Origin of the sequence: Acinetobacter sp. ANC 4779 (assembly GCF_004331055.1) — a bacterium.
Classification (GTDB): Bacteria; Pseudomonadota; Gammaproteobacteria; order Pseudomonadales; family Moraxellaceae; genus Acinetobacter.
The window spans coordinates 231,351-245,662 of sequence record NZ_SJNU01000003.1 but is presented as its reverse complement, the minus strand read 5'-3'; the positions used below and the strand labels follow the sequence as shown (position 1 = coordinate 245,662).

The window sequence follows — 14,312 nt, the reverse complement described above, 5'->3', positions numbered from 1 at the left end:
AAAGAACAGATTTCATAACGCATTTGTACCGTAAAGAGGACGTATTTCATTGCTGAAATAGCGTCAGAAATTAGGATGAAAGATCATGGTCGAAGTTGAATTAAAATTTCAAATTCCTGAAACAAGACGTAATGCTTTACTGAAAGCGTTAGATCCTAAAAAATCGCAAATGATTCAACTTAAAGCAAAATATTACGACACTGAAGAGCGCCTGCTTTCCCAACATGGTGTTGCCCTACGCCAACGACTGGAAGGTACCCGCTGGATTCAAACCTTAAAAGCGGCGGGGAAAAGCCATTTACACCGTTTCGAACATAATTATGATCTGGGTGAACTTGAACAGGCACCACAGCTTGATTTAAGTATTTATGAGGATGATGCTGAAGCACAGCAAATCTTAAAAAATGCTTTAGGCGATTCACAAGAGCCACTCAAATTACAATTTGAGACGGATATTCAGCGTACTTTTCGGGTAATTCAGTTCCAAGAGTCCGACATTGAAGTCAGTCTAGATGTCGGTGAAGTACGAACTGAAACTGCGCAAAATGCAGTGCATGAAGTCGAATTTGAACTTAAGGCAGGTTCTGTACAATCACTGTTGGCCTTCAGCTTTGAATGGGTTAAAAAATACCAGCTTTGGCTCGATGTTCGTAGTAAAGCCGAGATCGGTAATCTTTTGGCGACGACTCAAAAAGTTAGTCCGGCAAAATCAGCCAAAGAATTTACTTTAAGCAAAAAAGATCCAGCCAATAAAAACTTACGCCTTCTTATTGCCCAACAATTACAGCATTTACTGCCTAATATTGCTGCCATATCAGCAGTAGTTTCCGAAAAAGAACATATTCAGCAAGCGCAAATTGCCCTAGATCATTTGAATTTAACGCTATCCTTATTTAAAGACTGGAATGAGGCTGTCTCAGACAAATGGGCCATGCAACTCGGTGCATTCAAGCAACAATTTGATCATTTGCAGCATTTGGAACATATGCAGACGACTTTGGGTGCTTTCTTACAGAATCCAAACACCGCATCAAATTTAACCAAAGACATTTTATACGCCAAAGAAAAGTTATCTAACCTGGTTCGTTCTACTCAAAACGTGCATCACTATTTAGAATTACTCATGTTTAGTTTAGACACTGAGGAAAAGACTCAAGCTCACGATTTAAAATGGTTTGCACAAAATACTTTGCAAAATCAATATAAGCAATTGCAAGACAGTTTAACCAGTGCAGAGATTACTAATTTTGAAAGCTTGGATAAATTAGCCACTAAAATTCATGAATTGAAATTTAGTTTTCCTATTTTAACTTCTATTTATGATGTCAAAAATTTGCAGAAATACAGTAAAGCTTTAAATGATGCACAACTTGCCGCAAGTGAATATCAAATTTTAGCATCCTCTGCGGATTATATTCAGCAAACAGAACTTGAAGCCAGTGACTGGTTTGTATTGGGCTGGCTGACAGCCAAACAGGAAGTTTATGCACAGAATCTACTTGAAGCCACAGAACAATTTTTAGTCAGTCGTAAATTCATCAAGTAACAGGCAAAATTAAAACGTATCGCAAGATATTTCAACAATTGTTTGAAATATCTTGCATAGACTTTGCTTAATTTCGCGCAAAACTCCACTACCCTTTTTTGCCGTCTGGCTTACACTCGAAGTCATCACAACTTTGATTGTAAAGTATCAGGAGTTTTAACATGCTCGAAGTAGAATTAAAATTTCAGATTCCTCTATCACATCAAAAACAAATTCATCAATTATTTTTGTCCAAAAATGCTCGTCCGATTTCTTTATCTGCACAATACTATGACACGCCCGAACGGCATTTAGCTCAACACAATATTTCATTGCGTCAGCGTCTTGAAGACTCGCACTGGATACAAACGTTAAAAGCTCCCAGCAGTCACAACCTAGAACGTTTTGAATTAGAAGTTGATTTAGGTGAGGTAGATCAACCTGAATTAGATCTCAAAATTTATCATGCTTATCCTGAAGCAAAAAATTTGCTGCAACAGGTATTAGGCAAACAGGTTAAAAACCTAATCAAGCAATTTGAAACGGATGTCGAACGTCTGGTTTATGTGATTCATTATAATTGTGCAGAAATTGAAGTCAGTTTAGATCGCGGCGAGATCCGTCATAACAATCAAACCCAAGTAATATATGAGATTGAATTTGAGCTTAAACAAGGATCTATACAAGACTTAATCAAATTTATTCAACCCTGGGTCAAACAATATCATTTATGGCTGGATGTCAGAAGCAAAGCGCAACGTGGAGATTTACTCGCACAAAATTTAAAAATTTCACCGGCCCAATTTGCAAGTCCCTTACAGTTAAATCAAAAAGATTGCATAGATAGTGCACTAAAACAGATCGTCAATAATGCCTTGCACCATTTTTTACCCAATGCTTCCGCCATTGCTTCAGAATACTATAGTAGCGAGCATGTTCATCAAACTCGTGTCGCAATTCGCCGTTTAAGAAGTGCCTTACGTGTTTTCGGCGACTGGTCAACAGATGTCGATCCTGATTGGCAAGCACAACTGACAAGCCTATTTCGTCAACTCGGTTCAACCCGAGACCGAGATGCTTTAAGCGAAGGGCTTTTACCTCAGCTTGAAGCAGCTGGAGCACCTTTTGTGCAACTGCCAAACCTCCCAGAAGAAAATAGCATCCCGATTGATACATCTTTACGCTCTGTTGATTCGGTTCACTTATTATTAGCCCTACTACAATTCGTGCATCAGCCTGGCGCAAAAAAGCAAAAGACCACATTAAAAAAAGATAGCGCAAAAAAACTTCAGAAATTGCATCAACAAATTTGCAAAGATGCCGATCAATTTTTAGAACTGGATATTGAATCACGGCACCGTACCCGTAAACGGGTCAAACGCTTACGTTATTGCATCGAATTTATTGCTTCGCTCTACCCAAGCAAAGATGTAAAAAATTACTTAAAAGGCTTAAAACCTGCTCAAGAAAGCTTGGGCCACTATAACGATTTAAATGTGGCTGAGGCCATGTTTCAAGACATTGTCAAGCGGAAGCAAAAAGCATGGTTCATCTTGGGCTGGATTGCAAATGAGAAAAAATACACCCTGCAACAAGCTCAAGAACATTTAGACACTTTTTCTAAAACCGAGACTTTCTGGTAAGAGGACGATAATCTTGATTAATGTCACACTTGCTTAGCGATATTTGCCAAAAATCTTCCAGGTGTCATTATCCGCTAAGGGATCGCTATAACTGTCATTACGTTGTTTACGTGGCTTATCCCGGGCATCGACCAATTCAAAATGTGGCTCGGTACTGAGTACAATGCCATTCACATAAAATCGGGTACGCGTGTATTCACTTTGCCCATGCTGGAACACATAAGTACGCAAATCAATAAATTCGCGGTGTGCAACCAAGACAGCGGTATCATCACTGTCTAGCCACAGTCTCATGGCTTGAATTTGCTCTGGCTCATATTGCCCGCATTTGTCGATCAGACTCGCTATGCCACGAAAATTTTTCGACTCTTTGGCACGGGTTTTATTAATCCGGATTCGATCGACATGAAAATAAAATAACGGTAAATTTAAATGACTGGGTAAATGAACCGCATCGAGGGTTTCATCCTCCATAAAGGATTGAAACAGATCTTGCGCCCTCTCAATCAGGCCCGTCCATTGTCGATAATATTCTGCGACTTCTGACTTCGAGCCATAATAAATCGGCAAGCCTTCCACATTGGCCAAGTTTGCAGGTGGCCAAATGTTTTGACGTAATAAAGCAATGTCACTTTTTAAACTTTGTACCGCAATGGCATCTTGCATTGAATTATCCAATTTTCATGCTTAGGCTATTTTTAGATTAATCCAAAGGTTTAGTTTCTGCAAGGCTTTGCCTATAATATGCCATTAGATCGTTTTTGCAGGAAAAGTTCATGGTTCAAAAGATTGAAGCAACAGATGTCACCGAAGAAGAAGCGTTAAATGCTGTTTTTTTTGAACGTGCTGATGAATTTATCAAACAAGCCAATGAGTTTTGTCGGGTTGAAAAAGGTTCACAAGTGAAACCTGTTGAAATGCGCGGTCAAGTCAGTGCTGCAATGCTGTTTGGTACTGCCCGCTTTAATACCTGGGTTGCAGCCAACAACTTTAAAGATGGCAATGAAATGCGTGATGCCAAAGATCAGGTCATGTCTTACATCATGCAGCAGTTTCAGATGATGCTTGAAGACAACTATGACGAATACTGCGAACAGTTTGAAAACTATCTTCGCTTCCGTCATAACGAAGAATTTCATGCCAATAAGCATGACCATGAGCATAAACACTGATCAGTCGATTAAAAGCCCGAAAGGGCTTTTTTTATGCCCTACTTTTTGGATAAAAGGTCATTCAAAGCCATGTCACTTTGCAGTATGGTTATAACAGAGATCTGCTGAATTAAGGAAAAATATGCAACAACTGGACTTTGCAATTATTGACTCGCACATTCACCAATGGGATCCGTATAACACGCCCCATGCAGCGGCTTTGGCAGTTAAATTATTGGGCAAGCATCCTTATCTGCTGGATAAATTTATACGTCTGGTGAAGGCAGATGATCTCATTGAAACGGTCGGACTTACCAACCATATTACAGCGCCCTATTTACCTGAAAATTATATGCAAGATATTGGACATTATCAGGTCGAACAGGTGATACATGTAGAAGCCAATTGGCATAAAAATAAAGGCAAAGGGGTGATAGGCGAAACAAAATTTATTGAATCTCTGCCTTTTAACCAAGGGACGGTGAAACTGGGCGGTATTGTGGCCACAGCAGATCCACGAGACAGTAATTTTAAGAAAATTTTACAGCTACACCAGAAGGCCTCACCGCGTTTTAAAGGCATTCGTAAAATGGCTGCGGTGCATGAAGACAAGGACATTCATGCCTGGGCAGATGAACCACATTTATATCTGAATAAACAATTTCTTAAAGGTTTTGAGATCTTAGCGCAAAACAATTTGACCTTTGATGCCTGGGTTTATTCAACACAATTGAATGACCTCATTTCCTTAGCCAAACAATTCCCTGAAACCTCGATTGTGCTAGATCATTTTGGAACACCTGCGGGAATTTTCGGTCAAGTCGGAACACTGACCGGACTAACAAAAATAGCCCGTGAAAATATTTTCATGCGCTGGCAAGAAGATATTGCCGAACTTGCTATGTGCCCAAATGTCTATACCAAGATGTCAGGCTTGTTAATGCCTGTTTTAGGCCATCAATTCCATAAGCAAGATCGACTCGCCAACAAACAGGAAATTTATGATTTAGCCATGCCACTGATTAGCCATGTACTCAACTGTTTTGGAACATATCGGGTGATGTTCGCTTCCAATTTCCCGATGGATTGTGTCAGCTCATCATTGGTGAATATTATTGATGCCTTTAGTGATGCCGTTGTCGCCTATGACCCGAATGCCTTAGAACAAGTCTTTCATCACAATGCGAAGCAGTTTTATCACTTATAGTTTTATTCAATTCAGCAAAATCTAAAAACCTCTCCCTTTGCGAAATAGCATTTCTTAGCTTTCTAAAGGGAGAAATTTTAGTGTCCCTTTCAAGATGAGAAGCACTCATATATAAAAGAGTGAATTAAAAATTATGGCTTGTTGTGTGCTTTCCCATATTGATCTGCCATAACTTCAACCAGCTGATCCAGCTTGATGTATTTTTTGATCACGCTATCAACATCGGCTTTGGTCAATTTTGCTAGCGCCTGATCACGTTTTTCACGAAACAATAGGTCACGATCACGTTCTAATTGGGGCGTTAACATACTATGAATATTTCGCTCATCTTCCAAAGCCGTAACACGTTTTTTCAGGATATTGGCTTTGGCTGCTTCCAGTTCTTGTTCTGTCACCCCTTTCGTCAGCAAGTCATTTAAAACTTTACGCACGCCTTGTGAAACTTGGGCCGATTTACCTGCCGTGTAATTGGCTTCAATGGTTAGCGCACCTGAATCAATCCAATCATCCAGTTCGACATTACTGCCAAAACCATAAACCAAGGCATTTTTTTCACGTAATTCTTGTGCTAAACGTGAAGATAGCTGTGAGTCACCTAAAATATAGCTGAATACGATTAACGCTGTAGCATCGGCATGATTTGCGCCGGCTGGAAAAGTCAAAATAGATTGATAGCTGCCGAACTCACGTTGTTCGGATAAAGTATGAATTTTCTGTGCAGGATAGGCTTGATAATCAGAACTTAGACGCTGATATGGTAATTGCGCTTTCCAATCACCAAATTCCTTTTGTACTAATGTAAGCATGGTTTGGGCTTGGTAATCACCGGTAATCGCGATTTGTGCATGATTGCTAACGAAGAAATCCTGATACAATTTCTTCACTTGCTCAACCGTTGCAGCTTTAATTTGTTGCTTGGCAAGATCCGGCTCAAAATGGTAACGCAAATCACCCGGTTGATAGGTTTCAAGTAATCGGGTCATGGTCAGTGCAGCAACAGTTTCAGGCTCGGTATAAGGACGATCCAATGCAGATAAAGTTTGCGATTTAATCAAATCAAATTGTGATTGTTCAAACTTCGGCTTTTTCAATACCTGCAGCATAAATTTAAAATAATCATCAAACTTTTCTTTTTTTGCCACAATCTGAATAGTAATACTATTGGCTGATGCAGTTGCAGTGGCGCCACCACCGGCTTCAATTGATTTATCGGCAATATCTTGCAAGCTATATTGATCTGATCCACGTAATAATAAATACGCCATCAAATCGAGGACTTCACCTTTATTAAACAACGATTTTTCCGTACCAAAATCGACAGAAATAGTGGCATAGGTTTTGTCATCACGGGTCGATGTTGGATACAACGCGTATTTAATTCCATTCTTCAAGCTGCCGCGTTGAATTTTCTTCTCAGTATCAACTAAATACTGTTTCGAGGTTTTAACATATTCAGCAACCTCTTTTTTATATTCACTGCTATCTTTCAGCGGCTCTTCTTTCACCTCGCTTTGATTAAGTGTTTTAGGCTGTTCAGCTGCCTGTTTCCGCTCTAGTGCTTTTTTCTGCTCTTCGGGAGTCGGTTTGATATCCCCTGAAATACGATGTTCGGGGACTAAGAACTGGGTTAAAGTTTGATTGACTTCAGAGAGGCTCAATTTTTTAACATTATCCAGATCAGTAAAATATTGTGACCAATTGCCTTGATAAGAGACATAATAATCACTCAAACGCCCGCCTAAAGCTGTGGCATTACTCTGGATGTTGTCTGCCTGATTCTGAATCAGATTTTTGACTCGATTCAGCTCGGTTTCATTAAATGGCTTATTTTTTTCTACTCCTGACACCAATTCAGATTGAACTTTCTTCGCATCATCATTTGGGGCATAAATAGCACCCATGAAAACCAGATTGAAGTCCTGATCTAACCAGGTGGTGGATTGAACTCCGGTACTTACACCTGTTTCCACCATACTTTGGTAGAGATGTCCACTTGGCTGCATGGTATATAAAGACGGTGCTAAGGCCAATGCAGATTTGATCTTTTCATTTTTGCCATTTAGATAAATATTAAATTTAGCCAGATCACTGCCCTTTTGTACCAGAAAGTTTCTGTTCTTAATTTTGGCTGAATCAAGGACAGGAACTTTAGTCTGTACCGGAACTTGGCGTGCCGCAATTGGACCGAAACTCTTATCAATCTGTTTTAATACTTCAGCTTTATCAAATTTACCTGAAATCACCATGACTGCATTATTCGGTGCATACCAAGTACGGTAAAATTTATTCAGCTCATCCATTTTAATAGACTGTAATTCATTTAGGTCACCGATCGGTAAACGCCCCAGATATTGATTGCCATACGCCGACTTCCACATTTGATCCATCATGACCGAAAAAGGTTGATCCATCCGAACTTCACGTTCCCGTTTCACAATTGAAATTTCAGAAGGGACAAACTTTTCTTGCAGCACCAGTTTATCCATTCGTTCCGCTTCGAGATGAATCACTTCATTAATGGCACTCTGTTCTGGTCGAATAATATTGGTATATTTAGTCGAGTAATAATCGGTGCTGGCATTGGTCATTAAGGTGTATTGATCCAGACGGCGCTGGAACTCTTCGCCTTTGATATTTTGCGTGCCTTTAAATGCCAAATGTTCTAATAAATGCGCCAATCCCCCTTTGCCTTGTGGATCATTGAGTGAACCTGTGAGATAGACGGTATTCATAAATACTTTATTTTCTTTGTCATTTTGCGCAAGCAATATGCGCAAACCATTATCTAATTTATATTCCTCAATCTTCTGTTGAGATTTTACTAAAACAGGCTGTGACCAAGCGGTTGAACTAAAGCCAACCAATAATAAAGAGATGGTAAGTTGTTTAAACCGCATTAACATAATTATTCCAATTTTATTCAACACTATGAATTTTTATCACCCACGCCATCTTAGAAAATGAATTTGATTTTTAGTAGTAGTTTTTTGAAAAAACAGCCGTTTATTTCAACGGCTGTGTAGCAAATTTATTTACATATTTTATAGATACAGCTCTGCCTGCATATACAACTTTGCATAACCTGAAATTTCGATCCGCTCATTTTCAAGTATCACACAATACAATTCGCCACCCCGTTTTGATGCCTGATAAGCCAAAATTTCGCTTTTACCCAGTTTTTCAGCCCATAGCGGTGCAATGGCGGTATGAATTGAACCGGTCACTGGGTCTTCATCAATACCATTGGCAGGCGCAAAATAACGTGAAACACAATCATATTTCTCAGCTTGTGCAGTCAAGGTTAAATCCATACATGTTCCTTGCGCTGTAATTGCCGTACGAATTCGTCCCAATTGTTTGAGCAATGCCAAATTTGGAGTTTCCTCAACAACATCTTGCGGATTTTCATATTCCACAATATAAGCTTGGCTATTAAAATAGACATTTTTAAAGGGTTTGCTTAAAGCTTGATTTAAAATTTCAGGATAACTTTCAATTTTCTCTGCACGGCGAACAGGAAAATTCATTTTGATTTTGCCATCAGCTGCTTCTGTGACCACAAAAATGCCCAGATTTTTTACATGAAATTGTATGACTTTTGCCGATGTGAAATCTTTAAACAGCACAAAACTGCTGGCCAAAGTGGCATGTCCACAAAAGTCTACTTCTGTGGTTGGGGTAAACCAACGGATTTCATAATTCTCTGCATCAATCATTTTCACAAAGGCGGTTTCAGACAAATTGTTTTCCAATGCAAGATTCTGCATCAAAGTTTCATCTAACCATTGCTCAATCACAATCACAGCGGCAGGATTTCCCTTAAACAGCTCATTGGTGAACGCATCCACCTGATACATTTTCATCTTCATTAACCTGATTTTATTTGCGGTCATTTTACCAATTGAAAACTTGAATATAGAAAAAAATTAAAAATAATTTTATCGATCATTTTTACAAAATACAGATAGTTATTACCTTATTGAAAATTAAGTTTTCTGCTTGATTTGCAATCTTCTACTGGCAAAAAACCGGCATTAACGATAGCTTATTGCTATCTCTCTCATTGATCACCTATCTCATGACTTTTCAAATTCATATGATTGATGTCAAAAATCAACTACAAAACTATATTTGGTTGTTAGAACATACACCGAGTAAGGAAGTGGTCGCAATTGATCCCACCGAAGCACATTTGGTAGAGGCATATTGTGCAGAAAATAATTTAAAGCTAAGTCAGATCTGGCTGACCCATTGGCATAAAGACCATACCGGTGGTGTACCTGAGCTTTTGCTCAATCGTAATATCCCGGTCTATGGTCCACGTGAAGAATTAAGTAAAGTTCCTTTTATCAGCCATCCCCTGCAACACGAAGCTCATATTACTTTCCACGATTTAGATATAGAGGTCATTGCCGTACCGGGTCATACCCTAGGACATATCGTCTATTTTATTGATGCTTTAGATGTTCTTTTCTGCGGCGACACCCTTTTTGCGATGGGCTGTGGTCGGGTCTTTGAAGGCACATATGAGCAAATGTATCACTCACTTAATCGCTTAGCTGCTTTACCTGCCCGAACCAAAGTTTATTGCACCCACGAATATACCCTTTCCAATGCAAAATTTGCCTTACACGTGGAACCGGACAATATGGCGATTCAACAGCGTTTCGAAAAAGTTGAAACTCAACGTATGCTCGGCCAATGTACACTACCGAGTACCATTGAATTAGAGTTGGACACCAATCCATTTTTAAGGGCTGAAAGTGTTGAGGAATTCCAACGTCTGCGAGAGTTAAAAGATCATTTTTAATATGAGGCAAATATAGAAGGTTTATAAAATCTGATGTGTTTGCGCATAAGCATCTAGCTCAATTTGAGTCACCACACGGGTCATATTCATTTCATCAACCCGAACCAAGAGCAAACCGCCTAAAGCAGGTTGATAACGTCGGGCACTGCCAAAAGGCGTATAAGATACATTTGATTGTTCCGCAAAGATCAGCCAATCTTCATGTCCTAACATGACAGCAACAGGGATTAAATCTTGTTGCTGCATATTTTGACTTTGATTCAATACATTTTGTTCAATTGTGTCTATCGTCATTTCAATCTAATCATCATCTTAATAAACATTATACATCTGCCAGAATTCAAAAATCCCTCGGCATGGGGGCGTTACAGTTTATCTTATCTTTTTTTAATATTGGAAGCATTGCGATTTTTTGACTCATTTTTAGTCGCTTATAAAATGATAATGATTTCCCGCTTCAGCTTGGTATTTCTAAATAATCCCCCAAAGATAGCTCAAATATGAATACATTTAAACTACATTGAAAATTGTGTATAAATATTTCCCTCTTTAAAAATCCAAACAATCAATAAATTTTTATATAAATCAATATCATAAGAACAATTATTTCAATATTTGGTTAAATTTTGACTTCAATTTTAGATATTATTTGGTCTTTTTAAGCATAAAAAATATACGTAATATTTATTTTATAAAAAACAACACAAAGCACCCCTTTAAAAAAAAACCTGTATCCCTATTATTAATTTAATACTGTAATGTATCCAATATACACAAGGAGTTCTCTCGTGAAGAAAGTTGTTAAGGCAAAAAATTTAATTGCGTTTCGCATTTGGCTAGAAAAATTAGGATATTCGGTAAGAACATTAACCGATAATCGTGGCTTTACTTTTAGTTTTAAAAAAGAATATGGCTTAGTTACCTGTGATTTGGCCGGTAATTCACTGGCTATGCAACTTGGTGAAGAATTTGAAGATCACCTAAAAGCTTAAAAATATATTTCACGTTTGAATCGAGATAAAAATAATTAATTCAAAATATATTTTTAAATAATATTAAAAGCCCGGTTTTGGGCTTTTTTATTTTATCTTTCACTTTTTTCCAGACAATAAAAAAGCAAGGTAGAGACCTTGCTTCAATATCTTGATGGTGGGGACGGAGAGACTCGAACTCTCACACCTTGCGGCGCTGGAACCTAAATCCAGTGCGTCTACCAATTTCGCCACGTCCCCATCAGGGTACTAACATAGTGTTAGATTTTTTAAAACTTGGCAGAGGATCAAGGACTCGAACCTTGACGAACGGTTTTGGAGACCGTCATGCTACCATTACACCAATCCTCTACAGCATTACTACCAAACAAGTTTGATAATAATTGGTGGGGACGGAGAGACTCGAACTCTCACACCTTGCGGCGCTGGAACCTAAATCCAGTGCGTCTACCAATTTCGCCACGTCCCCAATGGCTGTGTATATTATAGAGATCGTTTCCTGATGACAAGACCTTTTTATGAAAAATCCACTTGTTTGTTTAAATAAAAAACAAAAGCGGTTTTTTTGTATTTTTATTGAACATTTTCAGTGAGTAAGCACTGTTTTACAGTGTAAATATCAGTAAATCTTCCCTCTTTTTGCTTCGCCAACATCCCCGATAAAAGCTTTTTAAATATTAATAAATGTTCTGGAAGTACAATTCTCAAACGCTGGCAATGTAAATATGCCCAATCTTGATAATTTTCTGCGGTTAAACGCTGCCCTGTAAGCCATTCATAAAAAATAATCCCTACAGCATAAATATCAGTTTGGATGGTTTTTTTTGCTGCATGAAAAAGTTCAGGTGCCATATAGCGTGGAGTTGCGGTCAGGCTTTGCATTTTTTGGGATAAATTGACTTTTTCAACCTGTTCAAAATCAATCAAACATACGCGCTGCTGGTATTGAACAAAATGCTCTCGCTTTAAATCGGCATGAATCCAGCCAAGCTGATGTAATTGATCCAATACATCGAGTACTTTTAACAGCGTCTTTTTAATCTCATTTAGCGACATATCAGAACAATCACTGAAGAGTGCTTCAGCATGACTTAAAATCAAAATAGGGCTTCTCCCCGACTCTGCTTGCCTATCAGTTTTTAAATGAGCAATCACTTGAAAGGGTAATAAAAAATCAGGCATGGGGTTGGAAGAACTGCGTTGATCTACAAATTGCTGATAAAAAGCCAACTCATTTAAAAACCCTGCTTCATAACTTTGATTTATGCGGAGTGCTTGAGTTTTTAACCAGTAGTGTTGTTGCTGATGTTCAAAGGTATATAAAAAACGCCCAAAAGTTAGACTTTTAGGCTTAGTTTTAAGTATTAAGTTTAATGAAGAAAAATCTTCCTCTTTAAACTGCAATAAATTCTGCGGCTTTTTGCTCTGGATCATGTTTATAATTTAAAATTTCCAAACAGTGCTGAATGGTTTTCCCTACCCGGGCATGCATTTCAATTGAAGATATCTTAGGCCACGTCGCCCGCTCACCTTCACGTTGTAATAATTTGAACAAATATGGTCGCGGGTTCTGAAACATATAACTGTAGTGTCGCAAGCTATAATCACCGACAATATTTAAATCGCCATAATAACCTTGATCAATCACACCAAAACCATGATCAAGCAATCGTCGAACCGGGGGGATTTTTCCAACCCGATCACGGGTAAAGTCCATAATGCCTTTGCTAATCACCTTCCCCTGACGACGAATAATCCGTTCTGGCCAACTCAACAGATCTCGACGGTGACGCTCTGCATCACTTTGCATAAACGGCACAATATGAGGATTAACCTGACTTGCGATGGTGTAATTTAAATTATACAGTCTTGCCATTTTTTCTTGAGGGAAATCACTGCGTACACTGCCATCTACCCAACGTGTGTCTGCCATATAAGGCGTTAATTGACCATTTTGACGTTTACTGGTGAGTTTAACCGGTGGAAATAAAATAGGAACTGCACAGGAGGCCAATACTGCACTCCAAACCAGCAAATCTGGCGAAGTATAGGCATTCAAAATCCGGGCTTCTTGTGAAGCATCATAAGGGGCAACAGCCACATTAATATGTAAGCCAGAGATTTTAAATGCTTCTTCAAAGGTCACATCACCCAAATTTTCAATCAAGAATTTCTTTAGGTACATTACATCGGCAAAACCACCGTTGCCCTTTAAAATTTCGCTAAATTTACGAAAATGAAAAGCTTCACTAAAAAAGTTCTCACCATTTAAAAGACCTGAAATATCTGACGGTTTTGAAGTTCCCAACATGGCCGTCATAATTGCACCTGCGCTCGAACCAGATAGCACCTTGGGCATTAAATCTTGTTCAAGCAATGCCTTACATACACCTGTATGAAACAATCCCAATGTCGCACCACCTGAAAACATAATAGCAGGCTGGCCGTATGCCTTTTTACAATGCTGAAAAAATTCAATTTTTTCAGCAAGACATAAACAAGAACAATTATCTGAAGCAATGTAGGCCAGACTTTCACTGACTTCTTCCACATAATCTTCTATGATTTTTTTTGTTCCCACATATGTGGCGGTAAATAACATCGGATTTGCAATATTGGCGATATCATAGGTTAAACCTTCACGTAATATATACATGATATCTTCAGTACGTTTCTGGAAACGATAGCGTTTTAACCGGCTTAATCGCTCGGAAATAATTTCAGCATCAAAATAAGGTGAACAGTTATCATATTTCCACTCTTGGGCACCGGTTTCTTCATCTATTTCTAATGCTATGCTTTTCCATTCTTCATATGTTTCAGCTGTTTCAAGTTGGCGCTTTAATTTTTTTATGCGATAGGCTTGATGTGGATTAATATCCTGTGTGAAATCTTTAAATAGCATATCTATCCCTCAAACACTTTCATTATTATTTGCATCTTATGATAGGTTATCATACATGACATTGACAGAATACTCGGTG

At 38.5% G+C, this 14,312-nt stretch carries 12 protein-coding genes and 3 tRNA genes; 6 read left to right on the top strand and 9 right to left on the bottom strand.

Going from position 1 to position 14,312, the window contains the following annotated elements; all coding sequences use genetic code 11:
* Positions 1 to 85: 85 nt before the first annotated feature.
* Positions 86 to 1,546 carry an inorganic triphosphatase gene (locus tag E0H80_RS05865; RefSeq protein WP_131363989.1) on the top strand — a complete coding sequence of 487 codons (1,461 nt, stop codon included), beginning with the start codon at positions 86 to 88 and terminating at the stop codon, positions 1,544 to 1,546.
* Between the two features lie 161 nt (positions 1,547 to 1,707).
* Positions 1,708 to 3,168 carry a CYTH and CHAD domain-containing protein gene (locus E0H80_RS05860; protein ID WP_131363987.1) on the top strand — a complete coding sequence of 487 codons (1,461 nt, stop codon included), beginning with the start codon at positions 1,708 to 1,710 and terminating at the stop codon, positions 3,166 to 3,168.
* Positions 3,169 to 3,201: 33 nt separating this feature from the next.
* Here E0H80_RS05860 and E0H80_RS05855 read toward each other — a convergent pair whose 3' ends face one another.
* Complete coding sequence (locus E0H80_RS05855) at positions 3,202 to 3,834, bottom strand: hypothetical protein (protein WP_131363985.1); 633 nt, start codon at positions 3,832 to 3,834, stop codon at positions 3,202 to 3,204.
* A gap of 110 nt (positions 3,835 to 3,944) precedes the next feature.
* Between E0H80_RS05855 and E0H80_RS05850 the strand changes: the two genes are divergently transcribed.
* Together E0H80_RS05850 and E0H80_RS05845 are read left to right on the top strand one after the other, a co-directional pair.
* The gene (locus E0H80_RS05850; RefSeq protein WP_131363983.1) at positions 3,945 to 4,340 is read left to right on the top strand and encodes a DUF3144 domain-containing protein; all 396 of its coding nucleotides are present in this window, start codon (positions 3,945 to 3,947) and stop codon (positions 4,338 to 4,340) included.
* A gap of 121 nt (positions 4,341 to 4,461) precedes the next feature.
* Entirely contained in the window at positions 4,462 to 5,526 is a 1,065-nt protein-coding gene (locus tag E0H80_RS05845) for an amidohydrolase family protein (protein ID WP_131363981.1), read from the top strand.
* Between the two features lie 131 nt (positions 5,527 to 5,657).
* Here the strand turns inward: E0H80_RS05845 and E0H80_RS05840 are convergent, their stop codons facing one another.
* Together E0H80_RS05840 and E0H80_RS05835 are read right to left on the bottom strand one after the other, a co-directional pair.
* Entirely contained in the window at positions 5,658 to 8,429 is a 2,772-nt protein-coding gene (locus E0H80_RS05840) for a M16 family metallopeptidase (RefSeq protein WP_131363979.1), read from the bottom strand.
* Positions 8,430 to 8,567: 138 nt separating this feature from the next.
* On the bottom strand, positions 8,568 to 9,389 hold the full coding sequence (locus E0H80_RS05835) for a PhzF family phenazine biosynthesis protein (RefSeq protein ID WP_131363977.1): 822 nt from the start codon (positions 9,387 to 9,389) through the stop codon (positions 8,568 to 8,570).
* A 215-nt stretch (positions 9,390 to 9,604) separates the two neighbouring features.
* On the opposite strand from E0H80_RS05835, the gene gloB reads away from it, so the two are divergent.
* Entirely contained in the window at positions 9,605 to 10,336 is a 732-nt protein-coding gene (gene gloB / locus E0H80_RS05830; RefSeq protein WP_131363975.1) for a hydroxyacylglutathione hydrolase, read from the top strand.
* A 21-nt stretch (positions 10,337 to 10,357) separates the two neighbouring features.
* On the opposite strand, the gene E0H80_RS05825 is transcribed toward gloB, so the two are convergent.
* On the bottom strand, positions 10,358 to 10,630 hold the full coding sequence (locus E0H80_RS05825) for a hypothetical protein (RefSeq protein WP_131363973.1): 273 nt from the start codon (positions 10,628 to 10,630) through the stop codon (positions 10,358 to 10,360).
* A gap of 494 nt (positions 10,631 to 11,124) precedes the next feature.
* On the opposite strand from E0H80_RS05825, the gene E0H80_RS05820 reads away from it, so the two are divergent.
* Entirely contained in the window at positions 11,125 to 11,328 is a 204-nt protein-coding gene (locus E0H80_RS05820) for a hypothetical protein (RefSeq protein ID WP_067864186.1), read from the top strand.
* A 155-nt stretch (positions 11,329 to 11,483) separates the two neighbouring features.
* On the opposite strand, the gene E0H80_RS05815 is transcribed toward E0H80_RS05820, so the two are convergent.
* The 5 genes from E0H80_RS05815 to E0H80_RS05795 all read right to left on the bottom strand — a co-directional run bounded on the left by E0H80_RS05815 (position 11,484) and on the right by E0H80_RS05795 (position 14,233).
* Positions 11,484 to 11,568 (bottom strand) — tRNA-Leu (locus E0H80_RS05815).
* A 37-nt stretch (positions 11,569 to 11,605) separates the two neighbouring features.
* A tRNA-Trp gene (locus E0H80_RS05810) sits at positions 11,606 to 11,679 on the bottom strand.
* Between the two features lie 33 nt (positions 11,680 to 11,712).
* Positions 11,713 to 11,797, bottom strand: a tRNA-Leu gene (locus tag E0H80_RS05805).
* Positions 11,798 to 11,901: 104 nt separating this feature from the next.
* Positions 11,902 to 12,762, bottom strand: coding sequence for a protein kinase domain-containing protein (locus tag E0H80_RS05800; protein WP_131363971.1), 861 nt, complete (start codon positions 12,760 to 12,762; stop codon positions 11,902 to 11,904).
* Positions 12,722 to 14,233: a DUF3336 domain-containing protein gene (locus E0H80_RS05795; RefSeq protein WP_131363969.1), complete on the bottom strand. Its 1,512-nt coding sequence runs from the start codon at positions 14,231 to 14,233 to the stop codon at positions 12,722 to 12,724. Before E0H80_RS05795 ends, E0H80_RS05800 begins: the two co-directional genes overlap by 41 nt.
* Positions 14,234 to 14,312 lie beyond the last annotated feature (79 nt).